General features: G+C 48.3%; 15 protein-coding genes. 12 read left to right on the forward strand and 3 right to left on the reverse strand.

Annotation, left to right across the window (positions count from 1 at the left end; translation table 11 throughout):
* The first annotated feature begins 2 nt into the window (after positions 1 to 2).
* The 7 genes from DESPODRAFT_RS00310 to DESPODRAFT_RS00340 all read left to right on the forward strand — a co-directional run bounded on the left by DESPODRAFT_RS00310 (position 3) and on the right by DESPODRAFT_RS00340 (position 11,206).
* Positions 3 to 2,447 (forward strand): homocysteine S-methyltransferase family protein, encoded by a 2,445-nt coding sequence (locus DESPODRAFT_RS00310; protein WP_004070438.1) that lies wholly within the window; start codon positions 3 to 5, stop codon positions 2,445 to 2,447.
* A gap of 153 nt (positions 2,448 to 2,600) precedes the next feature.
* Positions 2,601 to 3,182, forward strand: coding sequence for a YfiR family protein (locus DESPODRAFT_RS00315; protein ID WP_004070439.1), 582 nt, complete (start codon positions 2,601 to 2,603; stop codon positions 3,180 to 3,182).
* Positions 3,183 to 3,191: 9 nt separating this feature from the next.
* Positions 3,192 to 5,618: an ATP-binding protein gene (locus DESPODRAFT_RS00320; protein ID WP_004070440.1), complete on the forward strand. Its 2,427-nt coding sequence runs from the start codon at positions 3,192 to 3,194 to the stop codon at positions 5,616 to 5,618.
* A gap of 2 nt (positions 5,619 to 5,620) precedes the next feature.
* On the forward strand, positions 5,621 to 7,411 hold the full coding sequence (locus DESPODRAFT_RS00325; protein ID WP_004070441.1) for a two-component system response regulator: 1,791 nt from the start codon (positions 5,621 to 5,623) through the stop codon (positions 7,409 to 7,411).
* A 76-nt stretch (positions 7,412 to 7,487) separates the two neighbouring features.
* A complete protein-coding gene (locus DESPODRAFT_RS00330) occupies positions 7,488 to 8,945 on the forward strand; it encodes a TonB-dependent receptor plug domain-containing protein (protein WP_052314643.1) in 1,458 nt (485 codons plus the stop codon).
* A 116-nt stretch (positions 8,946 to 9,061) separates the two neighbouring features.
* Positions 9,062 to 10,468 (forward strand): hypothetical protein, encoded by a 1,407-nt coding sequence (locus DESPODRAFT_RS00335; RefSeq protein WP_004070442.1) that lies wholly within the window; start codon positions 9,062 to 9,064, stop codon positions 10,466 to 10,468.
* 30 nt (positions 10,469 to 10,498) lie between these two features.
* Positions 10,499 to 11,206: a TonB-dependent receptor plug domain-containing protein gene (locus tag DESPODRAFT_RS00340; protein WP_040015767.1), complete on the forward strand. Its 708-nt coding sequence runs from the start codon at positions 10,499 to 10,501 to the stop codon at positions 11,204 to 11,206.
* A 290-nt stretch (positions 11,207 to 11,496) separates the two neighbouring features.
* Here the strand turns inward: DESPODRAFT_RS00340 and DESPODRAFT_RS21635 are convergent, their stop codons facing one another.
* Positions 11,497 to 11,559 carry a hypothetical protein gene (locus DESPODRAFT_RS21635; protein WP_353740113.1) on the reverse strand — a complete coding sequence of 21 codons (63 nt, stop codon included), beginning with the start codon at positions 11,557 to 11,559 and terminating at the stop codon, positions 11,497 to 11,499.
* On the reverse strand, positions 11,540 to 11,767 hold the full coding sequence (locus DESPODRAFT_RS00345) for a hypothetical protein (RefSeq protein WP_004070443.1): 228 nt from the start codon (positions 11,765 to 11,767) through the stop codon (positions 11,540 to 11,542). The genes DESPODRAFT_RS21635 and DESPODRAFT_RS00345 overlap by 20 nt, the downstream gene beginning before the upstream one ends.
* A 193-nt stretch (positions 11,768 to 11,960) precedes the next feature.
* Here DESPODRAFT_RS00345 and DESPODRAFT_RS00350 point away from each other — a divergent pair, with 193 nt between their 5' ends.
* Positions 11,961 to 13,463 (forward strand): glycogen synthase, encoded by a 1,503-nt coding sequence (locus tag DESPODRAFT_RS00350; RefSeq protein WP_004070444.1) that lies wholly within the window; start codon positions 11,961 to 11,963, stop codon positions 13,461 to 13,463.
* Here DESPODRAFT_RS00350 and DESPODRAFT_RS00355 read toward each other — a convergent pair whose 3' ends face one another.
* Positions 13,464 to 14,063, reverse strand: a complete 600-nt coding sequence (locus DESPODRAFT_RS00355) for an NUDIX hydrolase (protein ID WP_040016109.1) — start codon at positions 14,061 to 14,063, stop codon at positions 13,464 to 13,466.
* Between the two features lie 238 nt (positions 14,064 to 14,301).
* Between DESPODRAFT_RS00355 and DESPODRAFT_RS19785 the strand changes: the two genes are divergently transcribed.
* The 4 genes from DESPODRAFT_RS19785 to DESPODRAFT_RS00370 are packed head-to-tail and all read left to right on the forward strand — an operon-like array spanning position 14,302 to position 16,036.
* Complete coding sequence (locus DESPODRAFT_RS19785) at positions 14,302 to 14,457, forward strand: N-6 DNA methylase (RefSeq protein ID WP_245532052.1); 156 nt, start codon at positions 14,302 to 14,304, stop codon at positions 14,455 to 14,457.
* Between the two features lie 29 nt (positions 14,458 to 14,486).
* Entirely contained in the window at positions 14,487 to 15,101 is a 615-nt protein-coding gene (locus DESPODRAFT_RS00360) for a hypothetical protein (RefSeq protein ID WP_052314644.1), read from the forward strand.
* Complete coding sequence (locus DESPODRAFT_RS20480) at positions 15,094 to 15,624, forward strand: restriction endonuclease subunit S domain-containing protein (RefSeq protein WP_052314645.1); 531 nt, start codon at positions 15,094 to 15,096, stop codon at positions 15,622 to 15,624. Before DESPODRAFT_RS00360 ends, DESPODRAFT_RS20480 begins: the two co-directional genes overlap by 8 nt.
* Positions 15,572 to 16,036, forward strand: coding sequence for a hypothetical protein (locus DESPODRAFT_RS00370; protein WP_040015768.1), 465 nt, complete (start codon positions 15,572 to 15,574; stop codon positions 16,034 to 16,036). Before DESPODRAFT_RS20480 ends, DESPODRAFT_RS00370 begins: the two co-directional genes overlap by 53 nt.
* Positions 16,037 to 16,057 lie beyond the last annotated feature (21 nt).

Raw genomic sequence — 16,057 nt, forward strand, 5'->3', positions numbered from 1 at the left:
ACATGGGGGAAAAAGACAAAAGCATACTGGACATTATTAATAAACGAATTCTTATCCTGGACGGTGCCACCGGCACCGAGATGCAAAAACGCGGCCTGCCCCCGGGGGTCAGCCCGGAACTGTGGTCCATGGAAAATCCCGAGGTCTCGGCCGACATCTACCGCGCCTATGCCCGGGCGGGTTCAGATATGCTTTACACCTGCACTTTTGGCGGCACCCCATGGAAGCTTGAAGAGTTCGGCGCTGCAGATAAAACAGAGCAGATCAACTGCAAGATTGCACAAAATGCGGTAAAAGTGGCGGATGAACTGTCGGAACGGGAAGGCATTCGCCCATTGATCGTCGGCGATATCGGCCCCTGCGGCCGGTTTATCATGCCCTTTGGGGATCTTGATTTTGAACAGGCCGTTTTGGGGTTTAAACGCCAGGTCAGGGGGTTGATTGACGGCGGCGTAGATCTTTTTGTCATCGAAACCCAGATTGATATCCAGGAGAGCCGGGCCGCCCTGCTTGCGGTCAAAGAGATTTGCGGCGGGTTTACCATGGTCTCCATGACCTTTGATGAAACCGGGCACAGCTTAAACGGCACCACCCCCGAGGCCATGGCCGTCACCCTTGAAAGTTTAGGGGCTGATGTGGTGGGCGTCAACTGCTCCACCGGTCCCAAAGAGATGCTTGACATCATCCGGCGTATTCGAAAGATGGTACAGATTCCGGTGATGGCCAAACCCAATGCGGGGATGCCCGTCATAAAAGACAATGAAACGGTTTTTCCCATGGCTGCCGATGAGTTCAGCACCTTCGCCAAGCCCTTTGCCGAAGCCGGCGTCAATATCATGGGGGGCTGCTGCGGCACCACGCCTACGCATATAGCCAAACTGGCCCAAAGCATGGAAGGGCTTGTGCCTTTGGAAAGAAAGCCTGTGGAAACGGCCATGCTCTCCTCGGCGACCCAGGCGCTGATTACAGGTTCAAACAGCACCATCAGAATTATCGGTGAACGCATCAACCCCACCGGGAAAAAGATTCTGCAAGGGGAGCTGAAAGCGGGGAACATGGCCTATGTGCGCAACCTGGCCCGGGACCAGGCCGCGGCCGGGGCTGACCTGCTTGATATCAACGCGGGTATGCCCGGGATTGATGAAAAACAGACCTTATTAGATATCATTTCAAGTGTGGTGCCGGTGGTCAGTCTCCCCCTGGTCATTGACTCCTCGGACCCGGATGTTGTGGAAGCTGCCGTACGCTATTACCCGGGCCGGGCGTTGATCAACTCAATTTCAGCTGAAAAAGAGAAACTTGAACGTCTTCTGCCCGTGGCAGCCAAATATGGAGCCATGTTCATCGTGCTGCCCCTGGCCGACAATGAATTGCCGGACAAGGCAGAGCGAAGAAAAGAGTTGGTCATGGAGATTGCCGAACGGGCTGCAGCCTATGGGTACAAAAATAAAGACCTGGTTGTGGACGGACTGGTCATGACCGTATCCAGCAATCCCCAGGCCGCCAAAGAGACCCTTGCAACCGTCAGATGGGCCTCCCAACAGGGGTTCGGCACGGTTCTCGGGTTGTCCAACATCTCCTTTGGCCTGCCTGAACGCGGGTGGGTGAATGCCTCCTTTTTTGCCATGGCTGCCGGTGCCGGGCTCTCCTGGGCCATTGCCAACCCTTCCCATGAGCTTTTGATGGATACCAAAGCGGCCTCGGATGTTTTAACCGGCCGGGACCGGGATGCCCTGTCATATATCCAGCGATTTGCCAAAGATAAAAACACGGAAAAGAAAAAAGAGACAACCGCGAAAAAGAAAACGGATCTGCCCGTGGAAGACCAGATTGTTGAAGCGGTGATCGAGGGCCGACGGGAGGATATTGAACGGCTTTGTAATCAAGCCCTTGAAATGGGAATTGCCCCGTCCGAACTGCTGGAAAAAAAGATGATCCCGGCCATCATGACCGTAGGGGAATACTATGATGCAAGAAAGTATTTCCTTCCACAGCTCATCGCGAGTGCCGAGACTATGCAAAATGGGTTTGCCGTTCTTGAACCCGCACTTCAGGCGTCAGGTTCCAATAAAAAAAAAGGCACCCTGGTCTTTGCCACGGTCCAGGGCGATATCCACGACATCGGAAAAAACATCGTGGTGCTGATGCTTAGAAATTTCGGGTTTGATGTGATTGATCTGGGCAAGGATGTTACGGCCGAAAAGATCGTTGCGGCGGCCCAGACCCACAAGGCCGATCTTATCGGGCTGTCAGCCCTGATGACCACCACCATGGTGCGCATGCCCGAGGTCATTGCCCTGGCAAAGGAGAACGGGCTTGGGTGCAAGGTCATGGTGGGCGGCGCCGTGGTGACCCGGGAGTGGGCCGAATCCATCGGCGCGGAATATTCCTCCGATGGGGTGGAAGCGGTCAATGTGGCGGCCCGGATCTGCATGGACAAGGGATAGTGCATACCCAATGCTGGATCTGTCTCACACGCCGGGCACACAGAGACAACTCTTCAAAAAAAAGAGTCTCATTGATCTTTTGAAGACAGATTAATATATGGAATACAGATCCGACAGTTACCTGACCCCGGTTGGAAATTCAACGGACCCTGTATGCCAAAATTACGTGGCGCTTTTAAAATGATCAAAAAGACGGCGAGCGTCATGCTCGTAATGGTTTTCATGGGTCTGCACTTGATGTCCGGTGTGGGCGCGGCCCAGGATTGGACCGGGCGTCTGAGCGTGTCAGAATATAAACTTCGAGCGGCCTACCTCTATAATTTCAGCAAGTTCATACGTTGGCCGGAATCTGCCTTTGAAAGTAAAGACGCTGCATTGGTCATCGGGCTTCTGGGGGAGGATGTGCCCATGGAAATTGGAGAATTGTTGAATTCAAAGCGCATCGGCTCTCGTCCCATTGAGGTAAGGCAGTATCGAACCGGGGAGAGCATGGATGACTGCCACCTGCTTTATCTGGAATCGAGCCAGAACTGGATGCCTGTTCTCAGAACACTGAAATCGTCAAGGGTTATTACGGTGGGGGATGCCCCGTCCTTTGCGGACGACAACGGTGCCATACAACTGGTCACCATACGGCAGCGGCTGCGGTTCATCATCAATTTGAAAGCCCCGGGTTTCGCCGGCGTCGAGCTTGATTCCCGGCTCTTGTCCCTGGCCCTGGAAATAAAACAATAGGGGGGAGCGATGAATATCTGGCTGAAAAAAACGTCCATTAAAAGCAAACTTAATATTGTAATTTTAGGCGCCTGTTCCGCAGTGCTTTTTCTGACCGTTCTAATTGTATTTGCCACCCAGTGGTTCCTTTACAAACGCAACGCAATGGAAGAACTTAGCAGTCTGGCCCACATTGTGGGGGATAACAGCGCCGCCGCCCTGATGTTCGAAGATCGTCAGGTATTGGGTAAGAGCCTTGAATCCCTGGGTCAACGATCGTCACTTTACCAGTCTGCCTTTTATCGCATCGACGGTACAATGATTGTGGAACTTTCCTATACCCTTAAACCTCATGATCCCCGCTCATTGAACATCCCCTCATTTCCAAAAAATCATTTTAAAACCAATGAAACGATGAGCTGGGTTGAAACGCATCAACTGAACATACTCCACCCCATCATCCTGGATGGGGAGAAAATTGCATTTTTATTTCTCCAGGCGGGCATGGAGGAATTGTATCGTCTCCTGGTTGAATGGGTGGGATATCTGGCCTTGGCTGCTTTTGCAGGTATGGTTTTTGCCGGCGTAATGGCCGGCCGCCTGCAACGCATATTTACCGTACCTGTAATTAGGCTGACCCAAGCGGTCAGACAAATTTCGGAAGAAAAGGATTACAGCCTCCGGGTGGCGCGTGATACCGAGGACGAATTAGGGGAGTTGGCAGCCGGATTCAACCGGATGTTGGAAAAAATCGAGGAACGGGATATTCATCTTGAAGATCAAGTCCGGGACAGAACCGTAAAGCTCCAAAAGGCTATGGAAAGGGCAGTGACCCTGGCGCATCAGGCCCAGGCCGCCAACCGAAGCAAATCCATGTTTCTGGCCAATATGAGCCATGAGATCAGAACCCCGATGAACGGCGTGCTGGGCATGGTGGAACTGCTGATGGACACCCCGTTGACCCGGGATCAAAAAAAACTTATAAATACCATAAAGGTATCCGGGGACTCCTTGCTGCTCATCATCAACGATATTCTTGATTTTACCAAAATTGAAGCCGGAAAACTGACACTTGAATCAAGGCCCTGCAACCTTGAAAGCCTGGTCAGAGAGACCGTGGACATCATCGCAGGCCAGGCCGAAAGCAAGGGATTAACGCTGATTGTAGACATCGGGCAACTGGGTTCTCCTTTTGTGAATGCCGATCCTTTAAGGATACGCCAGGTTCTTTTAAATCTGTTTTCCAATGCCCTTAAATTCACCAGTAAAGGAACAATACGGGTCCGGGTCCAGACCCTGGAAGAGAAAAACGCCTTCACGAAGGTCGGTTTTGCGGTTAAGGATACTGGAATCGGGATGGAAAAAGATGTCTGTGACCGGTTGTTCAAACCCTTTACCCAGGCAGACGAATCCACCACCCGGGAGTTCGGAGGTACCGGACTGGGCCTTGCCATTTCCAAGCAACTGGTGGAATTGATGGGTGGCCGGATTTCATGTGAAAGCCGATCCGGTATCGGCAGTGAATTCATGTTTCAGCTTGAGTTGGAGAAAGTATCGCAAGAGAGTGTGGCCCCAGTTAAATTCTCAAGTGAAACCGATTCCATAATGCCGAACCCGGTTGTGTACGACCGGCGCTCTGAAATAGAAGTCCTTCCGGAAAAAGCACCTCTGGTGTTGGTGGTGGAGGATAATACCATTAATCAGGAAGTTTCTTCCGGAATTTTGAAGAACCTTGGCTGCAGGGTGGATCTGGCCCCAAATGGTGAAAAGGCACTGGCTGCCGTGAAGGATAAATCTTACGATATAATTTTTATGGACTGCCAGATGCCGGTCATGGACGGATATGATACCACCCGCAGAATCAGGGCCATGGGTAGCATCTCCAGGAGCGGCGGCGAGTTGCCGGTTATCGCACTGACAGCCCACGCCCTGGCCGGAGATCGGGTGAAATGTATCAAAGCCGGTATGGACGATCATTTGGCAAAACCCTTCAGCAAATTCCAAATGGCGACGGTTTTGAGTCGGTGGCTGCCTGAATGGCAGGACAGCGTTATAGATCAGCCAGCGGTGGAGGAAGATCATACCGATGCTGAGCCCAACGAAGATGGGATTTGCACGGCGGCCCTGGATGTGATCCGTGGTATGCAGCCCCCGGGTGCGGATGATATTCTCACCAAGATTATCAAAATATTTTTAAGGGACGCTGCTGAACGGACACAAAAAATATCCCTTGCCATGGTGGATGGAGATATGAAATCTATCAGGGACCATGCACATTACATGAAATCCAGCAGCGGGAACCTTGGTGCTGTTCATCTATCGTCCTTATATAAAAAACTGGAGGAAAACACCCGGAAAACCGATAATTTAGAACGTTTATCCCAAATCATAACGGAAATCGGGTCGGCCCTTGACCAGGCAGTGAGTCAATTAAAGGAATATATGGTGGAGACATGAATATGAACCAACACGGGGACAATGATAACCAGAATCTTGAAGCGTCTGAAAACCCTTTGATTTTGGCGGTTGACGACGACGAAGCCATACGGATGCTCATGAAGGCTGCCTTAGACGGACATGGGTTCCGGGTGGAGGTTATGGAAAACGGCCTCAAGGCTGTTGACGCTTTTGAAAAATTGAATCCCCATGCAATGCTCATGGATGTGAACATGCCTGAAATGGATGGGTTTACAGCCTGCAAAGCCATTCGCTCTCTACCCAATGGAAAGCATGTGCCTATTTTAATGATGACGGGCCTGGATGACATGGAATCCATTGACCGGACGTTTACCGTCGGGGCCACGGATTTCATCAGCAAACCCATTAACTGGGCGATTCTCAAATATCGTATCAAATACATGCTCAGGGCAAGCGCAGCTTTTAATGACGTGATCCTGCAGCAGAAACAGATCCAGGAATTGGCCTATTATGACCACCTCACAGGCCTTGCCAACCGGACCATGTTCCGGGAGAACCTGATACGGGAAGTCGCAAACTGTGGAGAGGGCGAATTGCTTGGCGTGCTGTTCCTGGATCTTGACCGGTTCAAGCTGATAAATGACAGTCTCGGGCACAAGGCCGGCGATATGCTGCTCCGGCAGGTGGCGGAACGGATTAAAACCTGTATCCGGAGTACTGACGGGCTGGCATGGTTAAAAAATGATGGAAAGCAGGTGATGATTTCACGCCTGGGTGGCGATGAGTTTACAGTACTCCTCCCAAACCTCAAAGTGCCTGACAATGCAGGTTTGGTGGCTAAGCGAATAAATGAAAACCTCTGCCGGGCCTTTGATATTGACGACCACGAAGTGTTCATCTCTTCCAGTATCGGCATCAGTCTGTTTCCCCTGGACGGTAACGATGCCGAGTCCTTGATCACCAATGCTGATTTGGCCATGTATCATGCCAAGGAAATCGGAGGAAACCGGTTTCAATTTTTCGAGCAGGCGCTGAATATTCAGGCAAAGAAACGGCTGGAGTTTGAAAACGATTTAAGAAAAGCGGTAATCAGAGATGAAATTACCCTTTTTTACCAGCCTCAGGTCTCTTTGCTGGATGGTAGAATCATTGGTGCCGAAGCCTTGAGTCGGTGGCATAATCCCCGGATGGGCAATGTTTCTCCGGCTGAATTTATTCCGGCCATAGAAGAGATGGGACTGGTCATCCCCTTTACCGACTGGGTAATCCGGGAAGCCGGCCGCCGGCTACTGGAATGGTATGACCAGGGGATTAAGGCGATCCGGATAGCGGTGAATATTTCAAGCAAGCATTTTGTTGAGCAGGAAATTCCGGACAAAATAATTAAAATGCTCAAAGCGTATAACCTGCCCTCTTCATGCCTGGAGGTGGAGCTCACCGAAAGTGTGATGGCCGCTCAAGGCTCCCAAACCCTGGACATACTTAATCGGCTCAAAGAGATCGGACTGACCATTTCCGTGGATGATTTCGGAACGGGTTATTCATCCTTGAGCTATTTGAAAACCTTTCCCGTTGATGTGGTAAAAATAGATAGATTTTTCATAAAAGACATTTTAACGGGGAAAAAAGACGAATCCATTGTTAAAGCCATGATATCCATGGCCCACAGCATGGATATGAAGGTGGTGGCCGAAGGCATTGAAACCCGGGAGCAACTTGCGCTACTGCATCGCATGGGATGCGACTACGGCCAAGGGTTCCTGTTCAGTCCGGCGGTTACCCGGGATGAATTTACCAGCATGTTGAAAGCGAAAAAACGGTTTCTGCCCTGATATTTTTCTCTGGATTCCGCTTTTTAAGGGTTATAGTAAACCATGCACAAAATCAGAATAAAATAAAGGTGATAGCATGTCAGAATTTAAGATTGTTTTATCTGGATTATTTCATTTAAAACATTGTTTTGTTCTTTTATCTTTTTTGACGCTTTGCCCATGTCAGGCCTTGGCCGCACCGAAAGATATTTTTGAACTGACCATGGAAGAGTTAATGGATATTGAAGTCACCTCGGTGGCAAAAAAAAGCCAGAATCTTTCAAACAGTGCCACGGCCATCCATGTCATCACCAACGAGGATATAAAACGGTCTGGGGTGACCAATATTCCGGACGCCCTGCGCATGGTACCCGGGATTAACGTGGCAAGGCTTGATTCCAACAAATGGGCGGTGAGCGCCAGGGGGTTTGCCGGGCGTTTTGCCAATGCGCTGCTGGTCCTCATAGACGGAAGAAGTGTTTATACCCCTACCTTTTCAGGGGTTTACTGGGAAGTTAACGATGTGCTGCTGGAGGATGTGGACCGGATTGAGGTGATCCGGGGGCCCGGGGCCACTGTCTGGGGGGCCAATGCGGTGAACGGGGTCATCAATATCATCACCAAACATGCCGGCGATACCCAGGGGGGATATGTCGCCCTTGGTTCCGGAAACCATGAAAATGTAATTTCAAGCGTCAGGTACGGGGATGCGCTGGGGCAAGATACCTTCTGGCGGTTCTATGCAAAACATCAAAGCAGAGATGAATTCACCCTGGAGACCGGATCTGATGCGGATGATGCCTGGACCAAAACCCAAGCCGGATTCCGGCTGGATTCCATGCTCTCAAGTAAAGACAGCCTAACCCTCCAGGGGGATATCTATGAGGCCGACATTGATCAGACCCTGCTGCTGGCCGACTTGATCCCGCCAACTTACCTGACGTCCACGCCTGTGGAAACAGATACCAAGGGATGGAATCTTTTATCCCGGTGGAAGCGAACCATTTCCCCGGATTCTGATTTCACCCTTCAGGTTTATTATGACGGAAAAAATCAGGCCGAGGATATCAATGAATCAGACCGTGACACCTTTGACATTGATGCCACCCACCGGTTTGGTTTAGGGATGTGGAACGATATTGTCTGGGGAATCCGGTACCGGTATACCCGGGACCGGTTTGTTGAGTCATATATCGTTTCCATATATCCCACGGAAGAAGAAGATCATCTTTTCAGCGGCTTTATTCAGGATGAAATATCCCTGGCCGACGATGCCGTGAAGCTGACCCTGGGGTCAAAAATCGAACACAACGAATACAGCAATATGGAGATTCAGCCCAGCATCAGAGCCCTGTGGGCGGTGAACAATGAACATAAAATCTGGGGAGCGGTCTCCCGGGCGGTAAGGACCCCCAGCCGGTTCGAGTCCGATGGAGAAATTAAAAATGCTGCCTTTAACTCGATGATCCAGTTTTTTGGGATTAGACAATGTCACAATATTGGGAAATGTAAAGGCTGGTCAAGTCGATGGTATAATACCAACTATTCCAGCTGATATCTCACCCATCGGTTGGCCAGCCTCCACTGAGCAGAATAAAATAAGTTTTACTTGAATACAAGGGTTCCATTGCGATATATGCTTCATTTCTGCAAATAATAAATGAGGCGGATGTGTTAATAGAGAAGCTGTTGCCGTTTGTTGAAAATTATACCGAGTCACTGAATACTGAGTTAACAGAGTCTTCCCCTGGGATGACCTTAAGTAAATCACAAAAATTCTGGCTGGGTTTCTGCATCACTGGAATCATTTTAACCAACAGCATCAATTGGACTGCTTTTTCCCGTATCAGCATAGGACGGTATAAAAAAACAGCACTTTCCTGGATGTTTCGCCATTCTAAAATTGCTTGGGAGCATCTGTTCCACTTCAGTCTCAAAATTATTTTCAAAGTATATGGTATCACCAAAGGCGTTGTCAGTATTGATGATTCCGATAAAAAGCGCAGTAAATGCACAACAAAAATTTTTGGCGTCAACAAAATAAAAGACAAATCAACAGGCGGTTTTTGCATGGGGCAAAGTTTGGTATTTTTGGTATTGGTAACACCGAAAATAACCATTCCAATAGGCTACGCCTTTCATGTTCCTGATCCAAAAATCAGCGAATGGGTCAAGGAGGATAAAAGGTTAAAAAAGGCTGGAGTACCAAAATCAAAACGCTCGAAAAAGCCGGTGCGATCAGATGAATATCCAACTATTTCAAGTATTTCTATAGCTCTTTTAAAAACCTTTGTACAGCAACACCCTGAAATAAAAATAGAAGCAATTGTTGCAGATGCCTTGTATGGTAATGCTGAGTTCATGGATGAAGCTTCAAAAATTGCAGGAAGCGCTCAAGTCATTAGTCAAATAAGGTACAATCAAAATATTTCATTCAAAAACAGTAAAAAATCAGTGGAAAAATATTTTGAAAATATTCAACCGATTCAAAAAACCATACATATACGCGGAGGCAAAGGGGTTGTTGTACTTATTAAAAGTGCCAGAATACATGTGTGTGCCCATAGAAAAAAACGATTTGTCATTGCAATAAAATACACTGGAGAAGAGGACTATCGGTACCTTGTCGCTTCGGACCTGACCTGGCGATATGCTGATATAATAGATGCTTTTACACTCAGATGGTTAGTAGAGGTTTTTATTCAAGACCACAAGGGTAATGAAGGGTGGGGAAATTTGACCAAACAACCTGGTAAAGATGGGTCTTACAGAAGTTTGACCCTGAGCCTGTTGGTTGATCATTGTCTCCTCCTTCATCCGGACCAAGTGGCCTCGATAAATAACAAACTGCCCGCAAAAACTGTTGGCAGCCTATGTGATATCGTCAAAGTTGACAGCATCTTATCCTTTGTCGAACAAATCATTCACAGTGATGACCCAGAATCCCATTTCAAGCAGATCTCGGTATTTTTAAAAGAGCATTTTGTAAAGTCAAATGATTCCAAAAAACACATGAATCTAAAACCTTGGGGAAATTATCAATCCTCCCCATCATTAAAATATAAAGCATTCTGTTAACATGGGGATAATAACTGGTAGATACGTTCCATGTCAATTTTTAAAAACTGGATCATCGAGTTTAACACATCCCGGCTCGGTCTCACCCCGCCACCGGGACTTCCTCTTACCGTTGTCGCCCAGGGAAACGACGACTACGATTCTGAAGAAGTGACAGCCTATGAGCTGGGGTATAGATTTATCCCGGTCGATTCATTTTCAATGGATCTGGCAGTGTTTTTCAACGATTACGACGATCTGAGAACCGGGCAGTTAAATCGAGTTTTCACAGGCAGCGGGTTTACCCAATATACAACCCTTACCAATGAGGGTTCCGCAGAAACCTACGGGGTGGAATTGTCGTTAAAATACAGGTACTCTGATTTTTTCCAAGGGCACCTTGCTTATAGTCTTCTTGAAAACAAAGTAGAAGTATACGACAGTTTCGGTTTTCCCCATCATCAAATTTCGCTGCAGGGTGATTTTGCCGTCTCAAAAACCATGCAGCTCAATCTTTGGTTCCGTTTTGTGGATGATATGGATGCCCTGTATTCCTTTGATACCGACAAGACCTATGAAGTCGATAGTTACCTGACCATGGATATCCGGTTTGCCTGGCAGATTCTGCCTGACCTGGAGTTCTCTGTGGTGGGCCAGAATCTATTGAGAGGGGACCACGTGGAATTTGTACAGGAATCTTTTTCCGCTCCGGTTGAAGCGGGGCCGTCCGCTTATTGCAAATTGACTTATCGCTTTTAGGGAATTATCACGGAGCATCCTATGGATATGCAACAAACATTATATCAATTTTGGCTAAGTGCTTGACCATCCCTGCAAACACATATAACGGCGTGGATTATGACACACCTTCATTCCAGGATTCCACCCTCTGGGTCGCAAATGATAAAATGATCAATTCATTCCTTAATATTATATCCGATTCGGCTGCAGAAGGTGTCGTTCGATCACAAGAGCGTGTAGAGATACCAAGGTTGCATCCCCTGCTTTATCTCAGAAGTGGGGAGGATATCAAGGGATGAAAGAATCTGTCAGATCCCAACGGTGAAATCGGTTCTTGCGATTACCTGCCCGCTATTGTTGACAACGTCCACACGCCATGATCCGGCATGCGCGGGTTTGTTCAATGGAAATATATAAGAGTGCCTGGACCGGCTTTTCATTGGGCAGATCCGGTTTTTCAACATCAGTGAATGGGTGTTGAGCCGTGGACGCAGGATTTTTTGGGGAGGCGGTCTCAAATTTTTCCGGGGTGGATGAGGGGTCTGTCAGCGCACGTTCGGGAATCGTGTGGTAGACCATGAAGGTGATGTCTGATTCTTTTACATTCTGGAAAGTTAGTTGACAAAGATTTGAAAAAGTTTGAACCGATTTAAAGAGGCGGAGAACTGCCCATGCCTGATGTACAAGGGGATAGGATAGCTGGTCTTATGCAGGCACAGAAGATGCAACAATTGAATTATTGAATAAAAAAGAGAGTGGAAGGAAGGTTCTCATGCCTAATAGACCAAGAATTCTTATTGTCACCCCGGAGGTGACTTATCTGCCGGAAGAAATGGGATCATGCGCAGGCTATTCGGCCAAGGCCGGCGGCCTGGCCGATGTATCAGCGGCTCTGATCAGTGCCCTGTTCGATCTGAACAGCGATGTCCATGTAGCCATACCGGATTACCGTTCCATCTATCATGATTATTCCACCGAAAAGCATGACCGGGAGGTGGAAAAAATCAGGCAATGCCTGAATGAGGAGCGGATTCATTTTGCCGCGGACCGGGCGTTTCTTTATAAAGAAAAAGTATATTCCGCCAGTTATAAGACAAATTTAAAGGTATCCCTGGCATTTCAGCGGGAGGTGATCAATAATATCATCCCCAGAGTAAAACCGGACATTATCCACTGCAACGACTGGATGACAGGCCTGATCCCGGCCATGGCAAGGCAGTATGGCATTCCCTGCCTGTTTTCTATTCACAATATCCATACCATGACCTCCACCCTGGCCGAGATAGAGGACCGGGGGATTGATGCTGCTTCCTTCTGGCAATGGCTTTATTTTAAACGGATGCCTGAAAGTTATGAGGAGAGCCGGGAATCCAACCGGGTGGATTTTCTTTGCTCAGGCGTGTTTTCAGCCCATTATGTCAATACGGTCAGTCCGGCGTTTTTGCAGGAAATCGTGGAAAACCGGCATCCTTTTGTGGAACCCGGGCTTCAGGCCGAACTGACCCACAAATGGAAGGCTGGCTGTGCCACGGGTATTTTGAATGCGCCGGAACCGGAATTCAACCCGGCAGTGGATGAAATGATCCGGTTTAATTACGGGCCGAAAAATCACCGCAGGATGAAACAGAAAAACAAGGCCTTTCTCCAGAAAACCGTCGGCCTTGAACAAAATCCGGATGCGCCTTTGTTTTTCTGGCCATCCCGTCTGGACCCGGTCCAAAAAGGATGCCAGCTGCTGGCCCATATCATGTACGAAACCATAGAACGCTACTGGGATACCGGGATCCAGATCGTCTCCGTGGCAGACGGGGAATATTATAAACACTTCAAAGATATTGCCGGATTCCATGATTTAAGGCATCGAATAGGCGTTTTGAGTTTTGATGAACAACTCTCCCACCAGGCATTTGCCGGAAGTGATTTTGTTTTCATGCCCTCTTCCTTTGAACCCTGCGGCCTTCCCCAGATCATCGGCGCCATTTACGGCACCCTGCCCATTGTATTTGACACCGGCGGCCTCCATGACACGGTAAGACCCCTTGACCTGGAAAATTCCAGCGGCAACGGTTTTATTTTCAGCGTATATGATACCCAGGGACTGAACTGGGCTGTGGATCGGGCCATGGACTTTTTTGCCCTTAATCCCGATGAAAGGGAAGTCCAGATCCGGCGGATCATGATTGAGTCGGTCACGGAATTCAACCACAGCCGCTGTGCCGAAAGCTATATCAGCCTGTATGAGAAAATGCTTGAAAGACCCTTCATTGTCAGCTAATTAAAATGACTTATGACATAACACGCCGCCATTGAAGGGTGAAAACTCAAGATCTTTGATTTTGAACATGAAAGCCTCAGGGTTAAATTCATGGTCTCCGGCATTTTTGCGGTCCGTGAAATAGTCTTCCAAGGTCTGACGGATCACGTCAAAGGCAATTTCGTCCCATGGGATATTGGATTGGGAAAACAGACGAACATCAGTGCTTTCCGTTGTAGGGCCAAAGTCCTGGGATAATAGTTCAGCAATAAACATCATGTAAATCTGGTCCACAAAAAGGATATTGAACATCCTGTAGGGCGATAAAATTCGAACCTGGGCCCGGGTCTCCTCCAATGTCTCACGTACTGCACCCTGCTGGACGGATTCCTCATTTTCAAGATATCCGGCAGGAAGGGTCCAGCACCCTTTTCGGGGGTCGATATTGCGTTTGCACATTAAAATCCTGTCCTGGAAAACAGGAATCGTGCCCACAACCATTTTGGGATTTTCATAGTGAATATGGCCGCATGAGGAACACACCGCGCGGACATGGTCATCGTTCTGGGGGATTTGCCGGGTTATGGAATGGCCGCACTGGGTGCAGAATTTTGTTGACATCACTGATCTATCTTCCATTTTTTACAAAAAATTAACTCGTTGCCTTTCTCCTTTATACAATTTTATTACCACAAACCCTTATCAAAGGAAATCTTTGAAGTAAAGCAATTGACAATCCCCTAAATAACTTGCCCTCTTTTTTATATCCGGCCGTGCCCCAGGTTAAGCGCTTTTGGACGCATTTGTCAGTACGCTGATATCTTCGTGGTTTTTGTGATAAAATTAAATCTTGTCAGACATGATGATCAAGGGAAATGATCCGGGCTTTATCCGCCCCAACTCCACCCTTTCCACGGATGAATTTTCAGGGACGCGCTTTGATTTCATGCTCTCCAATCCGCCCTACGGGAAAAGCTGGGGAACAAAAACTGCGAGGATACCGGCATTGCATTAAACACAAAGAGCCGAAAAAAACTGTTCAGTTTGAGTGTCTGGAAAAAACAAAAAGCCCTGATTAAAGCAGCCCAAGAGCTGATGGATGCCATGGGCCAAGATGAATCCAAGGATTTCAACCGGTTTACGTCCCAGGTGGATGCCACCCTGAAAACCTTGAACCTGAAATTGTCGGCCCCGGGAAAAAAAGCCGTTTTAACTGCCGTGTCCCGGTACGATGAAACCGCCCGCAGGGTGGTCAAAAAGAAGGTCAAACTGTCGGCGGCCAAGCTTGAAATCCTGCTGAATCATCTGGGGTGCCGGCAAGCCGACCTGCCGGACTTTGGATTTTATCCTGTGGCGGACAAAAAGGGAGAATACCGCACCTTTGAACCCTGTTCAGATCTGCGGGACCATGAGTCCGTGCCCCTGCAAGGGGATATCCATGAATTTTTCAAGGCGGAGGCCCTGCCCCATGTGCCCGAGGCCTGGATCAATATGGATTCGGTGAAAATCGGCTATGAGATCAGTTTCAATAAATATTTCTACCGAGACAAGCCCTTGCGCTCCATGGAAGCGGTGGCCCAAGATATCCTGGACCTGGAGAATCGGGCCGAGGAGTTGATTGCCGAGATTCTGGGCCTTGACGGGGTAGACCATGACTGATCTTTTGCCCGAGATGCCGGGATATGAGGCTTATAAAAATTCCGGGGTAGAGTGGGTAGATTCAGCTACATACGGAACTAAAATGCCGAGAACCAGTGCTTCTTTTATCGGCAACCAAAAACTTCCAATACCCGCATATATAGAACAAACCGCAAAAATCGACCAGGCCGTTGCCATCAAGGAGAAGCAGATCCAACTTCTCAAAGAGCGCAAGCAAATCTTAATTCAGACTGCGGTGACAAAAGGCCTTGATCCCAATGTTCCCATGGCCGATTCAGGTGTGGAATGGATTGGGCAGAAACCTGCGCATTGGACGTTGAAAAGACTTAAATTTCTTTTTTCTTCTACAGGTGGAGGAACCCCTTCAAAAAAACAAAAAGACTATTGGCAAGGAAATATCCCTTGGGTTTCACCCAAAGATATGAAATCGGATTATTTTGCCTTTACCGCCACCCCCAAAAATACTACCCTTGAAAAATTCGGCGTCAAACAGACTGACGGGCAATTTAAGCCCCTTTATTGATGTTGCAGCAGATCGGTTTAACAAAGGACTTGAACTTGAAGACCAAGACAAGGCCGACTTTAAGATCAAGGCCAAGCAGTTTGTCAAAATTTACGGGCAGATGGCCGCCATCATGCCCTTTGAGATTATCGAATGGGAAAAATTATTCTGGTTTCTAAAATTTTTAATCCCCAAATTAATCGTCAAGGACCCCAAGGCCGATGAAATTGATCAATTGCTCAACTCGGTTGACCTCTCTTCCTATGGATTGCAGCGGGTGAAATTAAACCACCCCATCCGTCTGGATGAGGAAGAGACCATTGTTGAGCCCCAGAACCCAAATCCCCGAGGTGCCCACGGCGGGATGAACTCGAACTTTACAAACTTCTGGCAGGCGATACCGCATTCAAGTCTGCCATGCAGCAAAGTTTAAGACAAATTATGGAGGTATTAT

The sequence above is a fragment of the Desulfobacter postgatei 2ac9 genome, assembly GCF_000233695.2.
Lineage (GTDB): Bacteria > Desulfobacterota > Desulfobacteria > Desulfobacterales > Desulfobacteraceae > Desulfobacter > Desulfobacter postgatei.

Coding starts and splice junctions, on each gene's coding strand:
- DESPODRAFT_RS00320 (WP_004070440.1), top strand. CDS start 3,192: ATGAATATCTGGCTGAAAAAAACGTCCATTAAAAGCAAACTTAATATT.
- DESPODRAFT_RS00340 (WP_040015767.1), top strand. CDS start 10,499: ATGTCAATTTTTAAAAACTGGATCATCGAGTTTAACACATCCCGGCTC.
- DESPODRAFT_RS19785 (WP_245532052.1), top strand. CDS start 14,302: ATGATGATCAAGGGAAATGATCCGGGCTTTATCCGCCCCAACTCCACC.
- DESPODRAFT_RS00310 (WP_004070438.1), top strand. CDS start 3: ATGGGGGAAAAAGACAAAAGCATACTGGACATTATTAATAAACGAATT.
- DESPODRAFT_RS00330 (WP_052314643.1), top strand. CDS start 7,488: ATGTCAGAATTTAAGATTGTTTTATCTGGATTATTTCATTTAAAACAT.
- DESPODRAFT_RS00350 (WP_004070444.1), top strand. CDS start 11,961: ATGCCTAATAGACCAAGAATTCTTATTGTCACCCCGGAGGTGACTTAT.
- DESPODRAFT_RS00345 (WP_004070443.1), bottom strand. CDS start 11,767: ATGGTCTACCACACGATTCCCGAACGTGCGCTGACAGACCCCTCATCC.
- DESPODRAFT_RS00355 (WP_040016109.1), bottom strand. CDS start 14,063: ATGTCAACAAAATTCTGCACCCAGTGCGGCCATTCCATAACCCGGCAA.
- DESPODRAFT_RS00325 (WP_004070441.1), top strand. CDS start 5,621: ATGAACCAACACGGGGACAATGATAACCAGAATCTTGAAGCGTCTGAA.
- DESPODRAFT_RS20480 (WP_052314645.1), top strand. CDS start 15,094: ATGACTGATCTTTTGCCCGAGATGCCGGGATATGAGGCTTATAAAAAT.
- DESPODRAFT_RS00315 (WP_004070439.1), top strand. CDS start 2,601: ATGCCAAAATTACGTGGCGCTTTTAAAATGATCAAAAAGACGGCGAGC.